Here is a 22,328-nt window from a genome sequence, read left to right as displayed (position 1 = left end):
CGAGCAACGGGCCGAGCGTCTGGAACGCTGGCGAAGCGCGCCGGACGCGGCCCCCCGGCGACCGGACGCCGACCGCTAGTCGTTCTGATCGGCCATGGTGCTGCTGGCCTCGGCGGGGCTGGCAGTGTTCAGGTACACGTCGAAGCGCACTGCGCGGCCCTTGAAGCACAGGTCCGCGTCGGCTGCCAGGGCTGGCGCGTGCAGGGGCCGCTTGACCACCACGCGCCGCCGCGCTCGCGAGCGCGCCAGCGCCAGCAACTGGGCACCACCCTCGTCGTCGCCGGTCAGCTCGCGCAGCAGTTGCAGCTCGCGCCTGGGCAGGGCGGTGCGGCCCTCGCCGGGGAACATCGGATCCAGATAGATCACGTCCACCGGCCCCAGATCCGCGGCGGCCAGCATCGCCCGCGCATCGGTGTGAACCAGCGCAAGGCTGCCGGGGGGCGGCAGGCGCGGGGCGCGCTGCAGGGCATCCTCCACCAGTGCATGGATGACCGGCTGGCGCTCGCAGGCGATCACTTCAAACCCGACCCGCGCCAGCCGCCAGGCGTCAGTAGCCAGACCGGCCGTCAGATCCAGCAAACGCGCCGGACGATTTTTGACCCGCGCGGCGCGCAGCAGCTCGGTGCCGCCATGACTGCCGATCTGCCCGAAGTCCACCCGCAACGGTGTCAGGCGCCGGCCCGATGCGCGCAGCTCAAGGCCAGTCGGGCCATACACCAGCGCCAACCGCGCGGTCTCCTGCCGGTCGACCACCGGCAGGCCGAGCCCGGCCGCGAGCCGCGCCGGGCGCTCGTCATCTGCCGCTGCCAGCACCGCAACCGGCAGCAGTGCGTCAACTGCTGCGCCGTTCACCGGGCCACGCTGCGGACTGCATCTCGATGAGGCGACTGACCGTGCGCTGGAACTCAAACGCCATCCGTTCGCCTCGATACAGCTCGCCCGGCGGCGCGGCAGCCGACACGATCAGATTCACGCCCCGGTCGTAGAGCACGTCCACCAGACTGGTGAACCGGTGCGCCACGTCGTATTCGTCGGCGTCCAGCTGCGGCACGCCCGACAGCAGCACCGTGTGAAAGCGCTCGGCAATCTCCAGGTAATCCATGGCGCTGCGCGCGGTGCGGCACAGGGCCGCGAAATCGAACCAGGCGACATCGCTGCCCAGGCGGCGCACGGCAATGGGGCGGCCGTTGACGCTCAGCGATGCCGACTTTTCGTGCTCCGGCACCAGACGCGTGAAGGCCGCCTCCATGCCGGCCTCGGCATCCGCCCCGAGCGGGCTCATGTAACGGCGCAGGTCGTGCAGGGCGCGGCGGCGGTAATCGACCGGCCCGTTCAGCTCGATGACGTCGAGCCGCTCCCTGAGCAGCGCGATGGTCGGCAGAAAACGCGCCCGCTGCAGGCCGTGCAGGTACAGATCTTCCGGCCGGCGGTTGGAGGTGACCACCAGATACACGCCACGCGCCAGCAGCTCGCGCAGCAGGCCGCCCAGCAGCATGGCGTCGGCGATGTCGTGGACCTGGAACTCGTCGAAGCACAGCACCTTGGCCTGGCTCGCCCAGTCGTGCGCGATGCGCGGCAGCGGGTCCGCGATGTCGCCCAGGCGCCGCCGCTCCTCGTGCACGGCCAGCATGAACTGGTGGAAATGCAGCCGGCGCTTGTGCTCGCCGGGCACGCAGTCGAAGAACAGGTCCAGCAGATAGCTCTTGCCGCGCCCGACGTCACCCCACAGGTAGGCGCCGGCAAGCGGCGGTTGGACGGGGCGACGAATGAAGCTGGGCAACCAGGAGCGGCGCGGCGGATTGGCGATCGTGTGCCACAGGATGTCGAGGCGGGCAGCGGCGGCCTCTTGCAGCGGATCGGCCACGAAGTCCGGCTGCGTGGTGTCCCAGCGGTAGCGGGCCAGCGGCGTGGTCGGAACCGCCTGCAGCATGACGGGCGCCGACGCCGATTACAGGTGGCGCTGGACCAGACGCTTCTTGATGTCGGCGATGGCCTTGGCCGGGTTCAGGCCCTTCGGGCAGGCGCTGGTGCAGTTCATGATGGTGTGGCAGCGGTACAGCCGGAACGGGTCTTCGAGCTGGTCGAGCCGCTCGCCGACCGACTCGTCACGGCTGTCGATGATCCAGCGGTGCGCCGCCAGCAGCGTGGCCGGGCCGAAGAAGCGGTCCGAGTTCCACCAGTACGACGGGCAAGAGGTCGAGCAGCAGGCGCACATGATGCATTCGTAGTGGCCGTCCAGCTGGTTGCGGTCTTCCTTGGACTGCCGATGCTCGCGCCCGGACGGCGGCGGCGTTTCGGTCTTCAGCCACGGCTCCAGCGCCGCGTACTGGGCGTAGAAGTGCGTCAGGTCCGGCACCAGGTCCTTGATGACCTCCTGGTGCGGCAGCGGAAAGATGCGCACGTGCGTGCTGCGGCAATCGGCGGTGGCCTTGGTGCAGGCCAGCGTGTTCACGCCGTCGATGTTCATCGCGCAGGAGCCGCACACGCCCTCGCGGCAGGAGCGGCGAAACGTCAGGCCACCGTCCATGCGGTTCTTGATGTGCAGCAGGGCGTCCAGCACCATCGGGCCGCACTCGGCGGTATCGACCTCGTAGGTCTGCGTGCGCGGCGCCTGGTCAGAGTCAGGATCGTAGCGGTAGATCTCGAACTGCACGGTGGTCCCCAGGGTGGGAACCGCCGCCGACCCGGATCGGGACGGTGCGGCCAGCAGGTCGCGTTCGACGCGGGCTTTTTCAGCCATCTTGCTCGTTCCTCGGCGCTCAGTAGACGCGTTTCATGGGCGGGATCGGGGCGACTTCATCCGTCAGCGTGTGCGCGGTCACGCCCCGGTAACCCAGGCGCACCTGGCCGCCGACCACGTCCGGCACCCAGGCCAGGCTGTGCTTCATCCAGTTCACGTCGTCGCGCTCGGGGTAGTCGTCGCGGGCGTGGGCACCGCGCGATTCCTTGCGCTCGGCGGCGCAGTCCATGGTGGCCAGCGCCACCGTGAGCAGGTTCTCCAGCTCCAGCGCCTCGACCAGGTCCGTGTTGAACACCATGCCGTGATCGGTCAGGCCGATGTCGGGCAGCATGGCCGCCGCCTCGCGGATTTCCTGCACGCCGGCCTGCAGCGTTTCTTCCTTGCGGAACACCGCGCAGCGCTGCTGCATGGTGCGCTGCATGCGCTCGCGGATGTCCACTGGCGCGTAGCGGCCCTTGGCCTGGCGCATGCGGTCGAAGCGTTCGATACCGCCGCAGCCGGCCGCGGCCGTGACCTTGGGCGGTGGCAGTGTAGGCAGGGTGTCCTTCAGGCGCAGCGCCGCAGCGCGACCGAACACGATGATGTCCAGCAGGCTGTTCGCGCCCAGGCGGTTGGCGCCGTGCACCGACACGCAGGCCGCCTCGCCGATGGCGAACAGGCCGGGCACCACCACGTCGTTGCCGTTGGCGTCCTGGTTGATGACCTCGCCGTGGTAGTTGGTCGGGATGCCGCCCATGTTGTAGTGCACGGTCGGCAGCACCGGAATCGGCTCGCGCGTCACGTCCACGCCGGCGAAGATGCGCGCCGTCTCGGAGATGCCCGGCAGGCGCTCGTGCAGCGTATCTGCGCCCAGGTGCTCCAGGTGCAGCATGATGTGATCCTTGGCCGGGCCGCAGCCGCGGCCTTCCAGGATTTCCACCGTCATGGCGCGCGACACCACGTCGCGCGAGGCCAGATCCTTGGCACTGGGCGCGTAGCGCTCCATGAAGCGCTCGCCGCTGGCATTGGTCAGATACCCGCCCTCGCCACGTGCCCCTTCGGTGATCAGGCAGCCGGCCGGGTAGATGCCGGTCGGGTGGAACTGCACCATCTCCATGTCCTGCAGCGGCACGCCGACGCGCGCCGCCAGCGCCAGGCCATCCCCGGTGCAGATGTGCGCTGCGGTGCAGGACTGATAGGCCCGCCCGTAGCCGCCGGTGGCCAGCACCACCGCGCGGGCAAAGAAGCGATGCAGCCGGCCCTCGACCATGTCGTAGGCGACCACGCCGATCACCCGGCCGGAGTCGTCGGTCATCAAGTCGACGGCGAAGTACTCGACGAAAAACTGCGCCTTGTGCTTGAGCGACTGCTGGTACAGCGTGTGCAGCATGGCGTGGCCGGTACGGTCGGCCGCGGCGCATGTGCGCTGGGCCGGCGTCTTGTGGTCGGCCTGGTACTGGCCGCCGAAGGGGCGCTGGTAGATCTTGCCGTCGTCGGTGCGCGAGAACGGCATGCCGGCGTTTTCGAGCTCGATCACCGCCGGGATGGCGTGCTGGCACATGTACTGGATGGCGTCCTGGTCGCCCAGCCAGTCCGAGCCCTTGACCGTGTCGTAGAAATGGTCGCGCCAGTCGTCCTCGACCATGTTGCCCAGCGCGGCGTTGATGCCGCCCTGCGCCGCCACCGTGTGCGACCGGGTCGGGAACACCTTGGTGATGCAGGCCACCGACATGTGCTCGGCCGCCATGCCGAAGGTGGCGCGCAGGCCGGCGCCCCCGGCGCCCACCACCACCACGTCGAACTGGTGGTCGGTGATCGTGTAATCGCTGGTCATTGCGCTGTTCATCCCCGGGGCCTGGTCTGTCACTTTCACTGTCCGAACATCACGCGCAGCACCGACACCGCCGCCACGCTGCCGAGCCCCACCGCCACGACCAGCAGCCCGATCAGCGCCAGCAGGCTTTGCGCCGGCACGTGAATGTAGTCCTCGATCAGCACCCGGCTGCACAGGTAGGCGTTGATCATGGCAATCAGGAAAAACACCAGCATCAGGCCACCGGTAGCGGGCGCCGCCAGCCAGGCGCGGGCCTCGTCCAGCGACACGCCACCGGCGCTCAGGCACACCAGCTGCACCAGCAGGACCGCACCCAGCACGATCAGCGCCGCGGCCGTCAGGCGCTCCCAGAAAAATGCACCGGTGCCGGCGCCGCTGGCGCCGTAACCGCGGGCCAGCGCGCGCGGCGAGCGAAACTGCGTCATCAGCCGGCCCTCAGGGCGATGTAAAGCCACACCAGCACGCTGGCTGCGGCCGAACCGAACAGCGCCAGACGGCCGGTGAGCCGGGCGGTGTCGAGCTCGAAGCCGTAACCCATGTCCCATGCGAAATGGCGTATCCAGTGGGCGGCGTAGAAGAACGCGCAAAAGGTCCAGCCAAACAGCATGACCTTGCCGACGATGCTGCCCCACAGCGCGCTGAAGGCATCGAACAGTACGCCGCCCTGCGCGATCGCCAGCAGCCACGCGGCCAGAAAGCCGAGCCCGCCCAGCAGGGCGGCGCTCACGGCGCGGTGCAGAATGGACGTGTAACTGCCGATCAGCGGACGGTAGACGGTCAGGTGAGGCGACAACGGCCGCGGTTTGCCCATGGGGCAGGCTCCCTTGCTGGATACATTTTGTTTTGCATCGCGGCAGGACAGGACCTGAGGCGGATGCAAGCCCGCATCGGTTTCCGACGGCGCGTAGCAGGTCTGTGAGTTTAACATGCAGGCCCGCCGCGCCGATGGTCGGTTGGTGGCGGGGCTGGTATGCATTAGAATTCCGCGCCCCCGAAAACCCCCTGCCGGCCATCGAGTGATGGCGCCGGCAGCGCACCTGGAGTCCCGCCAATGGGGATGACCGAATCGCCACTGAGCGGCTTCACGCCCTACCAGCCCAAAAAGGGCGAGGCCTACATGGGCGAGCCGCAGAAAGAACACTTCCGCCAGATCCTGCGCGCCTGGCGCGACGAGCTGAGCGCCGAGATGGACCGTGCCCGGCACCGCATGCAGGACGAGACCGTCAACTACCCGGACCCGACCGATCGGGCCACCCAGGAATCCGAGATGACGCTCGAACTGCGCACGCGCGATCGCGAACGCAAGCTGATCCGCAAGATCGAGGAAACGCTCGACCAGATCGACAGCGGCGAGTACGGCTACTGCGAATCCTGCGGTGCGGAGATCGGCCTGCGCCGGCTTGAAGCGCGCCCAACCGCCACGCTGTGCATCGACTGCAAGTCGCTGGCGGAGATTCGCGAACGCCAAATGGGCTGAACTGCCCCGGCGGGCCGATCTTCTTAACGACGCGAACGCCGCCCGATGCCAATCCAACTGTTTCACAACCCACGCTGCTCCAAATCACGCGAGGCGCTGGCGCTGCTGCGCGAGCGCGGCGTGCAGCCGGAAATCGTCGAATACCTGAAATCGCCGCCCACGGCGGCCCAGATCGATCGCCTGCTGACCCAGCTGGGCCTGGAGCCGCGGCAGTTGATGCGGCGCGGCGAGGCGGTTTATCGGGAGCTCGGTCTGGACGACCCGGGCCTGTCCCGCGCGGCCTTGATCGCGGCGATGGCCGAAAATCCGATCCTGATCGAGCGGCCGATTGCGGTCCGTGGCGAACGCGCGGTGCTCGGCCGGCCGCCGGAAAAGGTGCTGGCACTGCTCGACGACTGAAACCGCTCCTGCCGACGGACGTCGGCGGTCGGCTCAGGCCGCCCGACTGGCCTCGATCAGGGCGGTGATTGCCTTGGGGTCGATGCGCGTGGCGAGCGCCACATACGGCGCGATGGGATGGTTCAGCAGCGGCTGTGTGCGTTCGGCCCAGACCAGCAAAGCACCGAACATCGCCTCGACCTGCGCCGCCATGCGCGGCAGCACCGGCTGCAGGTACAGCATCAACAGCCGGAACAGGTTCAGCGCCTGACTGCACACGGCGTGCGCGTCGGCCAGCCGTGCCGGGTCCTTGACCAGCGACCAAGGCGCCTGCGCCGCGATGTACTCGTTGGCCTTGTCGGCCAGGGCCATCACGTCCCGCATGGCGCGGCCGTACTCGCGGGCCTCGTAGGCGGCGGCGATGTCCTCACCGGCGGCGGCGAATTCGGCGTACATCTGCGGCTCGGGAAGCGCCGCGGACAGGCGGCCTTCGAAGCGTTTTTCGATGAAGCCGGCCGTGCGCGAGGCAATGTTCACCAGCTTGCCGACCAGGTCGGAGTTCACGCGCGCCACGAAGTCGTCCAGATTCAGGTCGATGTCGTCGATGCCCGAACCCAGCTTGGCGGCGAAGTAGTAGCGCAGCGGTTCCGGTGGCAGATGATCCAGCCAGCTGCGGGCCTGGATGAAGGTGCCGCGCGACTTGGACATTTTCTGCCCGTCGACAGTCAAAAAACCGTGGGCGCTCACCGCCGCCGGCTTGGCGTAGCCGGCGCCGTGCAGCATGGCCGGCCAGAACAGGGCATGGAAGTACAGGATGTCCTTGCCGATGAAGTGGCGCACCTCGCGCTGCGCCCAGAAGGCGCGCACCTCGTCCAGCGTCGCCGTGCGCCCGTGCCGGCGGTTCAGCCAGTCCCAGAGGCTTGCCAGATAGCCGATCGGCGCGTCCAGCCAGACATAGAAATATTGGCTCTCCGAGCCGGGCACCTTGAAGCCGAAGTACGGCGCGTCGCGCGAGATGTCCCAGTCGGCCAGGCCGGCCTCGAACCACTCAGCGATCTTGTTGGCGACTTCCTCCTGCAGATGCCCGGCGCGGGTCCAGGTGGTCAGCAGGTCCGAGAAATCGCTGAGGCGAAAGAAGTAGTGCTCGGATTCCTTGAGCACCGGCTCGGCCCCGGACAGGGCCGAGCGCGGGTTTTTCAGATCGGTTGGTGCGTAAGTGGCGCCACAGACCTCGCAGGAGTCGCCGTACTGATCGGCCGCGCCGCAGCGCGGACACTCGCCGCGGATGAAGCGGTCGGCCAGGAACATGCCCTTGACCGGGTCGAAATGGCGCGTTACGCCATAGCGCACGATGTGCCCGGCCGCCGACAGGCGCCCGAAGATGTCCTCGGCCAGCTGCCGATTCTCGTCGCTGTGGGTGGTGTAGTAGTTGTCGAAGCCGATACCGAAATCGGCAAAGTCGGCGCGGTGCTCGGCGCCGATGCGCGCCACCAGATCCTCCGGCGCAATGCCCTCGGCCTGGGCGCGCAGCATGATCGGCGCGCCGTGGGCGTCGTCGGCGCACAGGTACAGCACCTCGTGCCCGAACAGGCGCATGGCGCGCACCCACACATCGGTCTGGATGTACTCCACCAGGTGGCCGATGTGGATGGGCCCGTTGGCATACGGGAGGGCGCTGGTGACCAGGATCTGGCGCGGCATGGCAGGCGGCAAAAGCAGTGGCGGCGGGGCTGAGCGGGCCGGCAGGATAGCACGGCGCCCATAGGCCTCCGTGCTAGAATCGGCGCCCTTTTGCGCCGGGTTGGTGGGTCGTCCTGGGCCCTGTCCGAACCCCGCCGGCGCCTCGTTTCACTGACCCGGAGCAGCATGAGCGACACCCTGCACAGCGCCGCCCAGGCCGCCCTGGATACTGTCATCGATCCCTGGAACGGCGCCAGCCTGAAGCCGGCGCTGCGCGCGGTGACGCTGGACCAGGGCCGCCTGAGCGTCGAGCTGCAACTGGGTTACCCGAGTGCCGGTCTGGCGACCGAAATGTTGCCGGCGGTACAGGCTGCGCTGGCCACCTTGCCCGGTGTGCAGGCCGTTCAGGTCCACCTCGGTCACGCCATCGTTGCCCACGCCGTGCAACAGGGCGCGCAGGCGGTGCCGGGCGTGAAGAACGTGATCGCCGTCGGCTCCGGCAAGGGCGGCGTCGGCAAGTCCACGACCGCCGTGAACCTGGCGCTGGCTTTGGCCCGCGAGGGCGCCCGTGTCGGCCTGCTGGATGCCGACGTGTACGGCCCCAGCCTGCCGACCATGCTGGGCGTCACCGACAAGCCGCGCCTGGTCGAGGGCGACGAGCGGCGCATCGCGCCGCTGCTCGGCCACGGCGTGCAGTGCATGTCGATCGGTTTCCTGATCGACCCGGACGCGCCCATGGTCTGGCGCGGCCCGATGGCCACGCAGGCGCTCGAACAGCTGATCCGCGACACCGCCTGGCAGGATATCGACTACCTGGTGGTCGACCTGCCGCCGGGCACCGGCGACATCCAGCTCACGCTCGCCCAGCGGGTGCCGGTCAGCGGCGCCATCATCGTCACCACGCCGCAGGACATCGCCCTGCTGGACGCGGTCAAGGGACTGAAGATGTTCGAGAAGGTCAAGGTGCCGATCCTTGGTATCGTCGAGAACATGAGCACCCACATCTGCAGCCAGTGCGGGCACGAGGAACACATCTTCGGCGCCGGCGGCGGCGGTCGCATGGCCGAAAAGCACGGCGTGCCGCTGCTGGGCTCCCTGCCGCTGGATGTGCGCATCCGCGAACAGGCGGACGGCGGCCAGCCCACGGTGGCAGCCGATCCGGACGGGCCGATCGCCCGCGCGTATCGGGAAATCGCCCTGCGCGCCGCGGCCAGCCTGGCCAGGCGCGGCAAGGATTACGCCCGCCATTTCCCCAAGATCACCATCGTCAACGACTGACCCGCCCGGCCTGGAAGCACCGCATGAGCATCAAATCCGACCGCTGGATCCGCCGCATGGCCGAGCAGCAGGGCATGATCGAGCCGTTCGAACCGCGTCAGGTGCGCGAGGTCGACGGCCAGCGGGTCATCTCCTACGGCCTGTCGAGCTACGGCTACGACATCCGCGTGGCGCGCGAATTCAAGATCTTCACCAACGTGCACTCGGCGGTGGTGGACCCCAAGAACTTCGACGCCGCCAGCCTGGTCGATGTCGAATCGGACGTGTGCGTGATTCCGCCCAACTCCTTCGCGCTGGCGCGCACGGTGGAGTACTTCCGTATTCCGCGCAGCGTGCTGACGGTGTGTCTGGGCAAGTCCACGTACGCCCGCTGCGGCATCATCGTCAACGTGACGCCGTTCGAGCCGGAGTGGGAGGGCTACGCCACGCTGGAGTTCTCCAACACCACGACCCTGCCGGCAAAGATTTATGCCGGGGAAGGCTGCGCGCAGGTGGTGTTCTTCGAGTCCGACGAGACCTGCGAGGTTTCGTACAAGGACCGCGGCGGCAAATACCAGGGTCAGGTCGGCGTGGTCGTGCCGCGGCTGTAAGCGTGGCCCGCACGGGGGCATAATCGGCCCCATGCCGCGCCGACTCATGCTCAAGCCGTCGGTTCTTGCGGCGATAACCAAAAAATCAGTCAACGATTGCCGAGGGATAGTCCAGATGAACAACAAAGTCGCTGCACTCATGCTGACCGGCGGCCTGTATGCCGCGCTGGGCGGTGGCGCCATGGCAGCCGGGGGCGACAACTTCGAGCGGCCGCAAGGCGGGCCCGCGGCCGGCATGGTGGTGGCTACGGCCGCGACGGCGCCAACCGCGTCAACCGGTGCGGATGACGACTTTGGCGAATGGGAAAAGGAAACCACACCCGAGGTCAGCGACCCGCTGGAGAAAATCAACCGCGGCGTGTTCTGGTTCAACGAACAGGCCGACCGCTTCGTCATCAAGCCGGTCGCCAAGGGCTATGACTGGGCGCTGCCCAAGCCGGTCAAGCGCGGCGTGAGCAACGTGTTCGACAACCTGTTCACGCCGGTGGTGGCGGTCAGCGACCTGCTGCAGGGCAACTTCCAGGAAAGCGCCGAGGATGTCGGCCGCTTCGTGGTCAACAGCACGGTCGGCGTGGTCGGCATCTTCGACGTCGCCACCGGCTGGGGCCTGGAAAAGCGCCGCGAGGACATCGGTCAGGCCTTCGGCGCCTGGGGTATTGGCTCAGGGCCGTACCTGGTGCTGCCGATTCTTGGGCCGAGCAGTGTGCGTGATGGCGTCGGCCTGGTCGGCAACTACTTCCTGTCGCCACAGAATTACATCGAGGACGACGGCGCGCGCTGGGGTGTGATCCTGCTCGGCGGCATCGACACCCGCTACCGCCTGCTCGACGCCAGCACCGTGCTGGAACAGGCGGCGCTGGACCGCTACGCCTTCGTGCGCTCGTCCTACACGCAGCATCGGCAGAACCTGGTCGAGAACAAGGACGCCGGCAAGGCCGTGCCGGCCGCCAGCTTCGGCCAGTAGTTTCCCGCCGCCCGCACAGCGGGCGATCCGGACCGCAAATCAACAAAAAGGCCGCGGAGCAATCCGCGGCCTTTTTGTTTGACCTGCCTGACAACCGGGAGCGGCTTCCGACCGATCATTGCGGCCAGCGCCGCACGGCCCGCCTACATCCCCGGCGCCCGCAAATCCAGCCGCCCATTTGCCATCGGCGGGCACCAGAAATACGCCCCGGTCACCGGCCGGGTGAAGCGGAACAGCGCGTCGGTGATGCAGTCGCTCACCGCACCTGCGCGCTGCCCTGGCGACGCGGGTCGCTCGCTGCCTGCATGGCGCCGCTGCGGGTGTTCCAGGCGATGGCCTGCATGTTTCCGTAGCGGCGGTCGACCTGCTTCAGGCTGTGGCCGAGCCTTTGCAGGCCGGCGATGTCGGTTTCGCCCAGGCCCTGCGGCTCGTACTCGACCACGTCCGGCAGGAACTGGTGGTGGTAGCGCCCGGTGCTCACCCAGGCGGCCGGGTCGTCGTTGCCCTGCGCGAATGTGAGTGTGCCCAGCAGCACCATGCTGATGATGCGGCTGCCGCCGGGCGTGCCCAGCACGGCCACGCTGTCGCCGCGGCGCAGGATGGTCGGCGTCATGCTCGACAGCGGCCGCTTGCCCGGCGCAATGGCGTTGGCGTGGTTGCCGACCAGGCCGTAGGTGTTGGGGCTGCCCTCCTTGGCCGAGAAATCGTCCATTTCGTCGTTCAGCAGAATCCCGGTGCCCGGCGGCACGAAGCCGGAGCCGAACGGGATGTTCACGCTCAGCGTCGCCGACACCACGTTGCCATGCGTATCGACCACCGAGAAATGCGTGGTGTCGGTGCCCTCCGCCGCGGCCGGGGCGCCCGGCAGACCGGCGCTGGGGGTGGCCCGGTCCGGCCGGATGCCGGCCCGCAGGCCGGCGGCGTAGTCCTTGCTGAGGAGCTGGGCGATCGGCATGACCACGAAATCCGGATCGCCCAGATACTCGGCGCGGTCGCGGTAGGCGCGGCGCATGGCCTCGATGATCAGGTGCTTGCCGGTGACCGCATCGCGCAGGTTCAGCGCATAGCCTTCCAGGATGTTCAGCGCCGTGATGAGCGCAACACCGCCCGACGAGGGCGGCGGCGCGGTCAGAATGTCCGTGTCGCGATGGCGCCCGCGCAGCGGCCTGCGTTCGACGGCCTTGTAGTCGCGAAGATCGGCCTCGGTCCAGGCGCCGCCGGCAGCGTTGACGCCGTCGATGATCAGCCGCGCCGTCTGGCCGTCGTAAAAACCCGCCTTGCCGCTGCGGGCCAGGCGCTGCAGCACCGCGGCCAGATCCTTCTGCACCAGCCGAAAACCGGGCTTGGGCGGCTCGCCCTGGTCCAGAAAGATGACCGCCGCTGCCGGTGATGCGGCCAGGGCGCTTTTTCGCATGGCCGTCATCTGCAGGTGAAACGCGTCCGGCTCGAAGCCCTCGGCCGCCAGGCGGATGGCCGGCGCGAGGTTGCGATCAAGGTCCAGGCGGCCGCAGCGGCGGGTCAGGTGCACCAGCGCCGCCGGCTCGCCGGGGATGCCGGCCGCCAGCGGGCCGTCAAGGGACTTTCGCCGCACCGGCTGGCCATCCGCGCCCAGGTACATGTCGCGCGTGGCGCTGGCCGGCGCAGTCTCGCGCGCATCGACGAACAGCGCCTCGGCGCCGCGGCGCTGGATCAGATAAAAGCCACCGCCGCCGATGCCGGAGCTGACCGGTTCCACCACCGCCAGCGCGGCGCTGACCGCCACTGCGGCATCACAGGCGTTGCCACCGGCCGCCAGGACCTCGAAACCGGCCTCGGTGGCCAGCGGATGGGCACTGGCGATGGCGCCCAGGCGCGGGGTGGCGGTGGCCGGCAGGGCGCACAGCCAGACAAGGACAAAAAGCAGGCGACGCACGTCTATCTCCAGGATTGAAACGACCGGCCTACATGCCGGTAAAGCAGGCGCCGCCGTCGACCGAGATCATCTGTCCGGACACGAAGTCCGACAGCGCCGACTGCAGATACACGGCCGTGCCGACCAGATCGTCCGCGTACTGCTCGCGGCCCAGGGAGCAGATCGACTTCATGGCGCCGGTGATGGCCTCGGCGTGGTTCTCGCGCATGATGTCCAGGCTGGCCTGGCTCTGGATGAAGCCCGGCACCAGGGTGTTGACGCGGATGCCGGCGGGCCCGAGTTCACGCGCCAGACAGCGCGTCATGGTGGCCACCGCACCCTTGCTGACCACGTAATGCAGCAGGTTCGGATTGCCCAGCTGGATGGTGTTCGACGAGATGTTGACGATCTTGCCGTAGCCCTGCGCACGCATGGCCGGCACCACCGCCTTGCAGGCGTGCCAGGTGCCGGTGACGTTGATGTTCATCATGCGCTGCCAGGCGTCTTCGGTGATTTCGTCGAAGGGCAGCATGCGCGCGCCCTCGGTCACGGCGCTGGGGCCGAACATGGCTGCGTTGTTGATGATGCCGTCGATGCGGCCGTGGGCCTTTTGCGTGGCCTCGGCCATCGCGGTGCAACTGGCCATGTCGGTGATGTCGACTTTCACGCCCAGGCCGCGTCCGCCGAGCAGGCCAAGCGTCTGCGCGCAGTCCAGGATGTCCGCCGCCACTACCGTCGCCCCGGCTTCGCTCAACGCCTTGGCATAGGCCTGGCCAATGCCGCGCGCCGCGCCGGTGACGATCACCACCCGTCCGTCCAGTAATCCGCTCATGGATCGCTCCTCCAGATTCTGTGTGAAAGCTGCGCCCGGAGTCTAACCGCCGTTGCCGGCACGTTGGCGCTGCAGTCGGGCCGGCGGTACGCTTGCTGGCCCACCTCGGCCGTGTCCATCCAATGCGGAGCCCTGCATGAGCCTTTTGCCGGTCACCCTCGACGACAAATACGCGCAGCCCCACGGACGGGTGCTGGTGTCCGCCACGCAGGCCCTGACGCGCCTGCTGATGGAGCAGCGCGTGCGCGATTTGGCGGCGGGCCTGAACACGGCAGGCTACGTGTCCGGCTACCGCGGATCGCCGCTGGGCACGCTGGACAAGGCGCTGTGGAGCGCCGGCGAGCATCTGGCCGCACACCACGTGGTGTTCCGGGCCGGCGTGAACGAGGACCTGGCCGCCACCGCCATCTGGGGCACGCAGCAGCTGAAGGTCTTCGAAGGCGCCCGCTACGACGGCGTGTACGCCATGTGGTACGGCAAGGGCCCGGGCGTGGAGCGCAGCGGCGATGCCCTGCACCACGCCAACCTGGCCGGCACGGCGCCGCAGGGCGGCGTGCTGATGGCAGTCGGCGACGATCCGGTGTGTCACTCCTCCACCGTGCCGCAGCAGAGCGAATTCGCGCTGATGGCGGCCGGCATTCCGGTGCTGGCCGCCGGCAACGTGCAGGAGGTCTACGACTACGGCCTGGCGGGCCTGGCCATCTCGCGCTTCTCGGGCGTGTGGGTGGCGCTCAAGCTGGTGACCGACATCGCCGAATCGACGGCGGTGATCGATCTGGATTCGCCCGGCAGTCACGTGGTCATCCCGGCCGATTTCGTCATGCCGCCGGATGGCGTGCACCTGCGCGTGCCGGACTGGCCGACCTTTCAGGAAGAACGCCTGATGCGCTACCGCCTGCCGGCGGTGCAGGCGGCGGTGCGGGCCAGTGGCCTGGACCGCGTGACGTTGGCCAGCCCGCGGCCGCGGCTGGGCATCGTGGCCTTTGGCAAGGCGCACGAGGATCTGCGCCAGGCGCTGCTCGACCTGGGCCTGGACGACCGCACGGCGGGCGAGCTTGGCATCAGCATCTACAAGCCGGCGCTGATCTGGCCGCTGGAGCCGCAGGGCATGAGCGATTTCGCTGCCGGCCTGGAAGAACTGCTGGTGGTGGAAGAGGGCCGGCCGATGCTGGAGGGCCAGATCAAGGACCTGCTGTTTGGCCTGCCGGACAGCCGCCGGCCGCGCGTGCTGGGCAAGCGCGACCTGGATGGCCGGGTGCTGTTTGCGGACCACGGCGAGCTGTCGCCACGACCCATCGCCCGCGTGCTGGCGGCGCGCCTTGCCCTGCTCGCCCCACAGTCCGGCATGGACAGCCGCATCGCGCTGCTGGAGGGCCAGCGCGAGCGGGCCAGCGCCTATCAGGCCAAGTTCCAGCGCACGCCGTACTTCTGCTCCGGCTGCCCGCACAACACCGGCACGCGCATTCCGGACGGCAGCGTGGCGCTGGCCGGCATCGGCTGTCATTTCCTGGCCCAGCGCATGGAGCGCAACACCAAGACCTGGACCCACATGGGCGCCGAGGGCGTCAGCTGGGTCGGCATGGCGCCGTTCACGGACCTGAAGCACGTGTTCGTCAACATCGGTGACGGCACCTACTACCACTCCGGCCTCCTGGCGATCCGTCAGGCGGTGGCCGCCGGCGTCAACGTCACCTACAAGATCCTCTACAACGACGCCACCGCCATGACCGGCGGCCAGCCCATCGACGGCCCGATCAGCGTGGCGCAGATCACCCACCAGATGCACGGCGAGAGCGTGCAGCGCATCGCCGTGGTCAGCGACGCGCCGGAAAAATTCAACCGCCGCGATTTTGCCGAGGGCACCACCCTCGACCACCGCGACCAGTTGGACGCCGTGCAGCGCGAGCTGCGCGAGTACCCCGGCATCTCGGTGCTGATCTACGAGCAGACCTGCGGCACCGAGAAGCGGCGGCGGCGCAAGCGCGGCACGCTGGCCGAGCCGGACAAGCGGGTGTTCATCAACGACCGCGTGTGCGAGGGCTGCGGCGACTGTTCGGTGAAATCGAACTGCCTGTCGGTGCTGCCGCTGGAGACCGAATTCGGCCGCAAGCGCGCCATCGACCAGTCCGCCTGCAACAAGGATTACTCCTGCGTGAAGGGCTTTTGCCCGAGCTTCGTCACCGTGCACGGCGGCACGCTGGCGCGGCGCAGTGGCAGCGCCGTGCCGCAGGACCTGCTGGCCGGCCTGCCGGAACCTGCAGCGCCGGCACTCGATGGCGCGTTCGGCATGCTGGTGGCTGGCATCGGCGGCACCGGCGTGGTCACCATCAGCCAGCTGCTGGCCACCGCCGCGCACATGCAGGGCCTGCACGTGCAGACGCTGGACGACACCGGCCTGTCGCAGAAATTCGGCTCCGTGTTCAGCCACGTTCAGATCGGCCCCAGCGCCGAGGCCCTGCACGCGGCGCGTGTGGGCGACGGCAATGCCGATCTGCTGCTGGGCCCGGACCTGGTGACCTGCGCCAGCGAGAAGGTGCTGGCCAAGGCCCGCGCCGGCAGCACGCACGCCGTGGTCAATACCTACGAGCAGATGACCGGCGACTTCACCCGTCAGCCGGATCTGGCCCTGCCGGGCGTGGACCTGAAGCACGCCGTCAGCGATTTCTGTGGTGATGGGCGCGTGCACTTCGTGGACGCCACGCGCCTGTCGCGCCAGCTGATCGGCGACGCCATCGGTGCCAACCTGTTCCTGCTCGGCTACGCCTGCCAGCGCGGCCTGCTGCCGGTATCGCCGGCCGCCCTGGAGCGCGCCATTGTGCTAAACGGCGTGTTCGTCGAGGGCAACACCAGCATCTTCCGCTGGGGTCGGCTGTATGCCGCCCAGCCGCGGCAGGTGGAGGACATCGCCGCGGCCGGCCACCAACCGGGCCGGGCCGAGCAGTTCTCGCATGACCTGCCGAGCGTGATTGCACGCCGGGTCGAGGATCTGACGGCCTATCAAAACGCCGCCTACGCCGAGCGCTTTCGCACGCTCGTGCAGCGTGTGCAGGAGGCCGAGACGACCCGCGCCAGGGGCATGACCGGTCTGGCCGAAACGGTGGCGCGCAACTTCTACAAGCTGCTGGCCTACAAGGACGAGTACGAGGTGGCGCGCCTGTATACGGACGGCGAGTTCCTGGCCAAGCTGCGCGAGACCTTCGCCGGCGACACGCGCCTGCGCTTCCACCTGGCGCCGCCGCTGCTGGCGCGTCGCGATCCGGTCAGTGGCGAACTGCAAAAGCGCGAGTACGGAGCATGGATGCTGCCGGTACTGAAAGTTCTGGCGCGCCTGAAGTTCCTGCGCGGCAGCCTGCTCGATCCGTTCGGACACACCGCCGAGCGGCGCATGGAGCGGCGCCTGATCGGCGAGTACGAGCGCACCGTCGACACGCTGCTTGCCGGGCTCGACCACGACAGCCACGCGCTGGCGCTGCAGATCGCAGAACTGCCGCAGCAGATGCGCGGCTTCGGCCACATCAAGGAAGCCAACGTGGCGCAGGCCAAGGCCCTGGAGGCGCAGTTGCTGGAGCGCTACCGGGCGCCACGCGAGCAACGCGCCGCCGCCTGAACCACATTGCCCAAACGTCCGTTCTGCAGTAGATTCCGGCACCTGCCACGACCTCTGCATGGTCGGTCGGCACCCGGTTACGGAGGAGAAAAAATGGCAGCCAGTGCCGCCGGCCAAGGCCGGTTAGTGATGGGGTTGGGTGCGGCGGCGGTGCTTCTGATGCCCGCCGCCGCCCTGGCCACCGAAGGGCAGGTCATCGACGCCACCGGCGCCCCCGTGGCACAGGCGATGGTGACACTGCAGCCGGCCGAACTGGCGCTGGGCGCCTCCACCTACACCGTCTTCACCGACGCCGACGGCCGCTACACACTGCCGGCCAAGGCGGCCGGCACGCAGCTGTCGGTGCGCAAGCTAGGCTACGCGCCGGTCACGCTGGACCCGGCCCAGGCGGCGAAAATCACCCTGACCGTAGCAACCAACACGGCCGACAGTGCGCCGCCGTCGGCCTGGCTGCCGCGCACCGGTGCCGATGACCTGGCGCGCGCCAACACCATCCTGCAATGCACCAGCTGCCACCAGTTCCCGTCGCAGAAGGTGCGTCATTACTCCGAAATGCTGGACGGCAAGTCCGAGGCGGAAAAGCAAGCCGCCTGGAAGGCCATGATCAACTACATGCGCGTCAAGTTCGTGCAGATCGGCCCTGACCAGAGCCTGTACGACCCGGCCAAGATGGACCTGAAGGGTGTTTTCGACCCCTCGCAGGGCTCGTTCGATGCGCACGACGAGGAGCAGATTTCGGCCTTCCTGGCCAAACATCTGCCGACCCGTTTCGATCAACTGAAAAGCTATGACTACGGCGCGCCGCTGGGCGTGACGGGTAAGACCCTGATGCGCGAAATCCAGCTGCCGCAGGATGCCTTCGTGCGCGAGGTCGGTCTGACGCCCGACTCCCCCTACCTGTGGGGCGCCGACCTGCAACACAACCGCCTGCTGCGGGTGGATCCGGAAACCGGCGAGCAGAAGCCCTACCCGATCCCCTACGCCGGCCCGACCGGACCGCACACCATCATCGATACGCCCGATGGCAAATTCTGGGTGACCATGCTGGAGCAGGGCGTGGTCGGTCGCTTTGATCCGAAGACCGAGCAGTGGCAGCTGTTCGACAAGTTCGGCAAGTACGAAATGGCGCACGACATTGCGCCGGACTACAAATTCCAGGCCATGCCGGATCCGAAGGGCCGCTACTGGTTCACGCTGATCGGCAGCAACCGCATGGCCAGTCTGGATCCGGCGACCGGTCAGATCACCACCGTCGACACGCCCAAGGACGAAGGCGAGTCGCCCATGCACAGCTCCCTGTACGGCGCGGTGATCACACACGACGGCAAGCGCGTGTGGTTCTCGCAGCTGTCCGGTGGTGTCGGCGCCATCAATACCGAAACCGACAAGCTGGATGTGTATCTGCCGATGCCGCAGGGCGCCGGACCTCGGCGCATGGCGATCGACGATCAGGACGTGCTGTACGTGCCCATGTTCGGCACCGGGGAGCTGCTGATCTACGACAGCAAGGCCGACAAGGAACTGGCCCGCGTGATGATGCCGGACCCCAGCAACGCCTCCTACAGCGCGGTCTGGGACCCGTGGCGCAAGGTGGTGTGGCTGGGCACCAGCAACACCGACGTGATCTACAGGTTCGACCCGGCCGATCGCAGCTTCGAGGTGTTCCCGCTGCCCAGCGAAATGGGCTACCTGCGCATGATCACGTTCGACCGGCGCAACGGCAACCTGTGGACGGCGTACTCCAACATCCCCACCGGTGCGGGTCCGAGCCGCTTCGTGATGGTCGATCCGGGCGACGCCATCACCGTCGGCTCGGCGCAATAACCCGGCAGCAAGGATCACTGCCGCCTTCGCTGTCGATCCGCCTGCCGGCGGGGCATGACTTTCGCTCTGCTGGCCCGGTGTCACCAAAATCCAGATTGGCCTCGCAATGAGATACCGCGTTCTGATCGCCGGCCTGTCGGCGGCGCTGATGCTTGCCTGGCAGCCGATGCTCACCCGGGCCGACACGTTGCCCGGCAAATCGTCGGCCATCGGAACGGTGCCGCACGCCGCGCTCAAAACGCAGGTCATCGAGTATCGCGACGGCGACCAGGTTCTGGAAGGCTATCTCGCCTACGACGCCGCGAAAGTCGGCAAACGCCCCGCGGTACTGATCGTCCATGACTGGAAGGGCGTCGGTCCCACCGTCCAACAGCGCGCGCAGCAACTGGCGCGACTGGGCTATCTGGCGTTCGCGGCGGATATTTACGGCAAGGGCGTGCGCCCGGATTCTCCCGAAGCGGCCAGCGCCCAGGCCGGCAAATACAAGCAGGATCGCGCGCTGTTTCGGTCGCGCCTGCAGGCAGGCTACCGGGCCATGCTGGCAAGTCCGCAAGCCGACGCTGCCCGCACGGCCGCGATCGGCTACTGTTTCGGCGGTACCGGCGTGCTGGAACTGGCCCGCGCCGGTGTCGACGTGCGGGGCGTGGTCAGCTTCCATGGCGGGCTGGACAGCCCAACGCCCGCCGACGGCAAGAACATAAGAGGCAAGGTGCTGATCTTGCACGGCGCCGAGGATCCTTTCGTCAAGCCGGCTGATATCGATGCCCTGCTTGCGGAATTGCGCAGCGCCGACGTCGACTGGCAAATGATCAGCTACAGCGGCGCCGTGCATTCGTTCACCAATCCCGATGCCGGCAACGACGCCTCGACCGGCGCCGCCTACAACGCTTCTGCCGACCGGCGCTCCTGGGGCGCCATGCGGCAATTTTTTGACGAACTGTTCAATGCATCGGGCGGCAAGCCAGCAGACCAATGAGCCCGGCACGCGGATGCGCGCCGTCGCCTTGAATTGACACACGTCAGGCCGCGTCGGGTCTTGCATGGTTGACTACGTGCCGGCCGCCTTGTGTTGAAAAAGGCGAGCTTTTTTGAGGGTTTAGCAATCGCGCCCGCTCGGACACACGCCCGTCAACTGAACGCCGGCTTTGCCGGCCTTCCCTTTTTCCCATTGACTGAACCGCCTTGCCGCCGGGCACGGTCTGCGTGTCCCTCATGAGCGAAGTCGAACAGCGCCTTCTTGCCGGCGCCTACGCCCGCCTGCCCGCCGACTTCTACGCGCCGCAGGCGCCGACCTCGCTGCCGCGGCCCTACCTGATCGCCTTCAACCCGGACCTGGGCGGACAGCTCGGCCTGTCTGGTGATCTGGGGCCACGAGACATCGATACGCTGTGCGGCAACCACGTGCCCGCGCACGTGCAGCCGCTGGCCGCGGTGTACGCGGGCCACCAGTTCGGCGTCTACGTGCCGCAGCTGGGCGACGGCCGGGCGCTGCTGCTGGGTGATCTCATCGATGTCGACGGCGCCCGCCGCGAACTGCAGCTCAAGGGCGCCGGCCGGACGCCGTTTTCGCGCGGCGCCGACGGCCGGGCGGTGCTGCGCTCGACCATCCGCGAGTACCTGGCGAGCGAGGCCATGCACGGCCTGGGCATTCCGACTACCCGCGCGCTGGCCATCGTCGGCAGCGACCAGCCCGTTTACCGCGAGCAGATCGAGACCGCCGCCGTTCTGGCGCGCCTGGCGCCCAGCCACGTGCGCTTCGGCTCGTTCGAGTTCTTTCATTACCGGGGCGAGGCTCAGCGCGTGGCGCAGCTGGCCGATTTCGTGATTGACACGCAGTTTCCGGTGTTCAGCGGGCTGCCGGATTGCCATCACCGCCTGCTGCGCGAGGTGATCGAACGTACCGCCCTACTGGTCGCCGCCTGGCAGGCGCAGGGCTTCGTGCATGGCGTGATGAATACCGACAACATGTCGATTCTGGGCCTGACCCTGGACTACGGACCCTACGGGTTTCTGGACCATTTCGAGGCAATGCGGGTGTTCAATCACACCGACCAACGCGGGCGTTACGCCTATGCCAACCAGGGGCGCGTGGCCCTGTGGAACCTGCACGCGCTGGCCGAGGCCCTGTCCACGCTGATCCCCGCCGAGGCGCGCGAAGCGGCGCTGGCAACGTTCGAGCCGCTGTTCGTCGGCGCATACGGCGAACTCATGCGCCGCAAGCTCGGCTTGCTGGAAGCCCGCGCGCAGGATGCCGATCTGGTCGATCGCCTGCTGCTGGCGCTGCAGGCTGGGCATGTCGATTACCCGGCCTTCATGCGCGGCCTGGGCACGTTTCGCCCACACGATGCGGCGACCCGCGCCCCGCTGTTGGCCCTGTCGCGGGCGCCGGAATCACTCGCCGCGTGGCTGGACGATTACGCCGCCCGGCTGGCCGGGGAAAGCGACCCGGGCGAAGCCCGCCAGGCGCGCATGAACGCCATCAACCCGCTCTACGTGCTGCGCACGCATCTGGCGGAGCGCGCCATACGCCGGGCGGCCGATCATCGTGATTACAGCGAAATCGAGCGCCTGCGCCGCCTGCTGGCGCGACCGTTCGAACCGTGTCCGGAAATGGACGAGTACGCCGCGCCGCCGTTGGATGACGGCGGCGCGATCGAGTTGTCCTGCTCGTCCTGAATCAGTGCCAGTTGATGCCGGCACTCTCCGGCACCGCGCCCAGCGCCTTCATCAACGGCAGGAAATTGACCTCGTCCCATTCCTCGGCGTTCAGGCCGTCCTTGATGCGCATGATGTGGATGAAGCTGACTTCGATGACCTTGTTCGTGGGTGCCGCCCCGTTGAACTCGCCGATGTGCTGAAAGCTCAGCCGGCCGCGGCTGACCACCTTGTCGCCCTCGGCGATCTGGTCCTCGAACACGCGCTTGACGATCGGCAGGGACTTCTGGATGTGCTTGTTCACTTCCATGTGCGTCTTCACGTTCAGCGGCTCGCGCGCCATCGGCAGGTGAAACAGGTGCTCCGGGTGCAGCAGCGCCTCCATTTCATCGAAGCGCTTGGCGTCCATCGCCGCAAAAAATTTGCGCACGAACTGCTTGTTCTGTTCCAGACGATTCTGATCCGACATGGTTACTCCTCCTGTTGTGGTGAATCCGCGCCGGTCGTGGCCGGTCGGGGACGATCATAACGCGCTGCTGCGACGGGCAGGTCGCAAGCTACCCGCCGGCGGCCGGGCATAAAAAAGGCCGCTTGCCGAT

18 protein-coding genes and 2 pseudogenes are annotated in these 22,328 nt (G+C 67.9%); 9 read left to right on the top strand and 11 right to left on the bottom strand.

Features of this window, described 5'->3' with window-relative positions:
- Positions 1–75: 75 nt before the first annotated feature.
- The 6 genes and pseudogenes from PG2T_RS09770 to sdhC all read right to left on the bottom strand — a co-directional run bounded on the left by PG2T_RS09770 (position 76) and on the right by sdhC (position 5,364).
- A complete protein-coding gene (locus PG2T_RS09770) occupies positions 76–852 on the bottom strand; it encodes a class I SAM-dependent methyltransferase (RefSeq protein ID WP_158513186.1) in 777 nt (258 codons plus the stop codon).
- Positions 833–1,930 carry a cell division protein ZapE gene (gene zapE / locus PG2T_RS09765; RefSeq protein ID WP_068804639.1) on the bottom strand — a complete coding sequence of 366 codons (1,098 nt, stop codon included), beginning with the start codon at positions 1,928–1,930 and terminating at the stop codon, positions 833–835. Before zapE ends, PG2T_RS09770 begins: the two co-directional genes overlap by 20 nt.
- 18 nt (positions 1,931–1,948) lie before the next feature.
- Positions 1,949–2,647, bottom strand: a pseudogene (locus tag PG2T_RS09760) (succinate dehydrogenase iron-sulfur subunit); the annotation flags it as partial.
- A 112-nt stretch (positions 2,648–2,759) separates the two neighbouring features.
- Complete coding sequence (sdhA, locus tag PG2T_RS09755) at positions 2,760–4,565, bottom strand: succinate dehydrogenase flavoprotein subunit (RefSeq protein WP_068804635.1); 1,806 nt, start codon at positions 4,563–4,565, stop codon at positions 2,760–2,762.
- A gap of 23 nt (positions 4,566–4,588) precedes the next feature.
- The gene (gene sdhD, locus PG2T_RS09750; RefSeq protein WP_068804633.1) at positions 4,589–4,978 is read right to left on the bottom strand and encodes a succinate dehydrogenase, hydrophobic membrane anchor protein; all 390 of its coding nucleotides are present in this window, start codon (positions 4,976–4,978) and stop codon (positions 4,589–4,591) included.
- The gene (sdhC, locus tag PG2T_RS09745; RefSeq protein WP_068804630.1) at positions 4,978–5,364 is read right to left on the bottom strand and encodes a succinate dehydrogenase, cytochrome b556 subunit; all 387 of its coding nucleotides are present in this window, start codon (positions 5,362–5,364) and stop codon (positions 4,978–4,980) included. Before sdhC ends, sdhD begins: the two co-directional genes overlap by 1 nt.
- Positions 5,365–5,604: 240 nt before the next feature.
- Between sdhC and dksA the strand changes: the two genes are divergently transcribed.
- The gene (gene dksA / locus PG2T_RS09740) at positions 5,605–6,030 is read left to right on the top strand and encodes an RNA polymerase-binding protein DksA (protein ID WP_145931060.1); all 426 of its coding nucleotides are present in this window, start codon (positions 5,605–5,607) and stop codon (positions 6,028–6,030) included.
- 45 nt (positions 6,031–6,075) lie between these two features.
- Complete coding sequence (gene arsC / locus PG2T_RS09735; protein ID WP_068804627.1) at positions 6,076–6,429, top strand: arsenate reductase (glutaredoxin); 354 nt, start codon at positions 6,076–6,078, stop codon at positions 6,427–6,429.
- Between the two features lie 33 nt (positions 6,430–6,462).
- Here arsC and metG read toward each other — a convergent pair whose 3' ends face one another.
- The gene (gene metG, locus PG2T_RS09730) at positions 6,463–8,109 is read right to left on the bottom strand and encodes a methionine--tRNA ligase (protein WP_068804624.1); all 1,647 of its coding nucleotides are present in this window, start codon (positions 8,107–8,109) and stop codon (positions 6,463–6,465) included.
- 165 nt (positions 8,110–8,274) lie between these two features.
- Between metG and apbC the strand changes: the two genes are divergently transcribed.
- From apbC to PG2T_RS09715, 3 genes are all read left to right on the top strand, one after another.
- Positions 8,275–9,366, top strand: a complete 1,092-nt coding sequence (apbC, locus tag PG2T_RS09725; RefSeq protein WP_068804621.1) for an iron-sulfur cluster carrier protein ApbC — start codon at positions 8,275–8,277, stop codon at positions 9,364–9,366.
- Between the two features lie 23 nt (positions 9,367–9,389).
- Entirely contained in the window at positions 9,390–9,956 is a 567-nt protein-coding gene (gene dcd, locus PG2T_RS09720; protein WP_068804618.1) for a dCTP deaminase, read from the top strand.
- Between the two features lie 115 nt (positions 9,957–10,071).
- Positions 10,072–10,920 carry an MlaA family lipoprotein gene (locus PG2T_RS09715; protein ID WP_158513185.1) on the top strand — a complete coding sequence of 283 codons (849 nt, stop codon included), beginning with the start codon at positions 10,072–10,074 and terminating at the stop codon, positions 10,918–10,920.
- A 143-nt stretch (positions 10,921–11,063) separates the two neighbouring features.
- On the opposite strand, the pseudogene PG2T_RS17025 reads toward PG2T_RS09715, so the two are convergent.
- The 3 genes and pseudogenes from PG2T_RS17025 to PG2T_RS09705 form a co-directional block, all read right to left on the bottom strand.
- Positions 11,064–11,174, bottom strand: a pseudogene (locus PG2T_RS17025) (Dyp-type peroxidase); the annotation flags it as partial.
- Between the two features lie 2 nt (positions 11,175–11,176).
- Complete coding sequence (ggt, locus tag PG2T_RS09710) at positions 11,177–12,832, bottom strand: gamma-glutamyltransferase (protein ID WP_202816303.1); 1,656 nt, start codon at positions 12,830–12,832, stop codon at positions 11,177–11,179.
- A 28-nt stretch (positions 12,833–12,860) separates the two neighbouring features.
- Positions 12,861–13,643, bottom strand: coding sequence for an SDR family NAD(P)-dependent oxidoreductase (locus PG2T_RS09705; RefSeq protein ID WP_068804613.1), 783 nt, complete (start codon positions 13,641–13,643; stop codon positions 12,861–12,863).
- Positions 13,644–13,779: 136 nt separating this feature from the next.
- Here PG2T_RS09705 and PG2T_RS09700 point away from each other — a divergent pair, with 136 nt between their 5' ends.
- The 4 genes from PG2T_RS09700 (at position 13,780) to PG2T_RS09685 (ending at position 21,750) form a co-directional block, all read left to right on the top strand.
- Complete coding sequence (locus PG2T_RS09700) at positions 13,780–17,250, top strand: indolepyruvate ferredoxin oxidoreductase family protein (protein WP_068804610.1); 3,471 nt, start codon at positions 13,780–13,782, stop codon at positions 17,248–17,250.
- 159 nt (positions 17,251–17,409) lie between these two features.
- On the top strand, positions 17,410–19,074 hold the full coding sequence (locus PG2T_RS09695) for a carboxypeptidase regulatory-like domain-containing protein (protein WP_158513184.1): 1,665 nt from the start codon (positions 17,410–17,412) through the stop codon (positions 19,072–19,074).
- Between the two features lie 148 nt (positions 19,075–19,222).
- Complete coding sequence (locus PG2T_RS09690) at positions 19,223–20,050, top strand: dienelactone hydrolase family protein (protein ID WP_083215041.1); 828 nt, start codon at positions 19,223–19,225, stop codon at positions 20,048–20,050.
- Between the two features lie 236 nt (positions 20,051–20,286).
- Positions 20,287–21,750, top strand: coding sequence for a protein adenylyltransferase SelO (locus tag PG2T_RS09685; protein WP_068804604.1), 1,464 nt, complete (start codon positions 20,287–20,289; stop codon positions 21,748–21,750).
- Position 21,751: 1 nt separating this feature from the next.
- Here PG2T_RS09685 and PG2T_RS09680 read toward each other — a convergent pair whose 3' ends face one another.
- The gene (locus tag PG2T_RS09680; protein ID WP_068804602.1) at positions 21,752–22,198 is read right to left on the bottom strand and encodes an ester cyclase; all 447 of its coding nucleotides are present in this window, start codon (positions 22,196–22,198) and stop codon (positions 21,752–21,754) included.
- Positions 22,199–22,328: the final 130 nt, after the last annotated feature.

The sequence above is a fragment of the Immundisolibacter cernigliae genome, from assembly GCF_001697225.1.
Lineage (GTDB): Bacteria > Pseudomonadota > Gammaproteobacteria > Immundisolibacterales > Immundisolibacteraceae > Immundisolibacter > Immundisolibacter cernigliae.
Note: the sequence above shows the minus strand (reverse complement) of the source record. Positions and strands in the feature narration are given on the sequence as shown.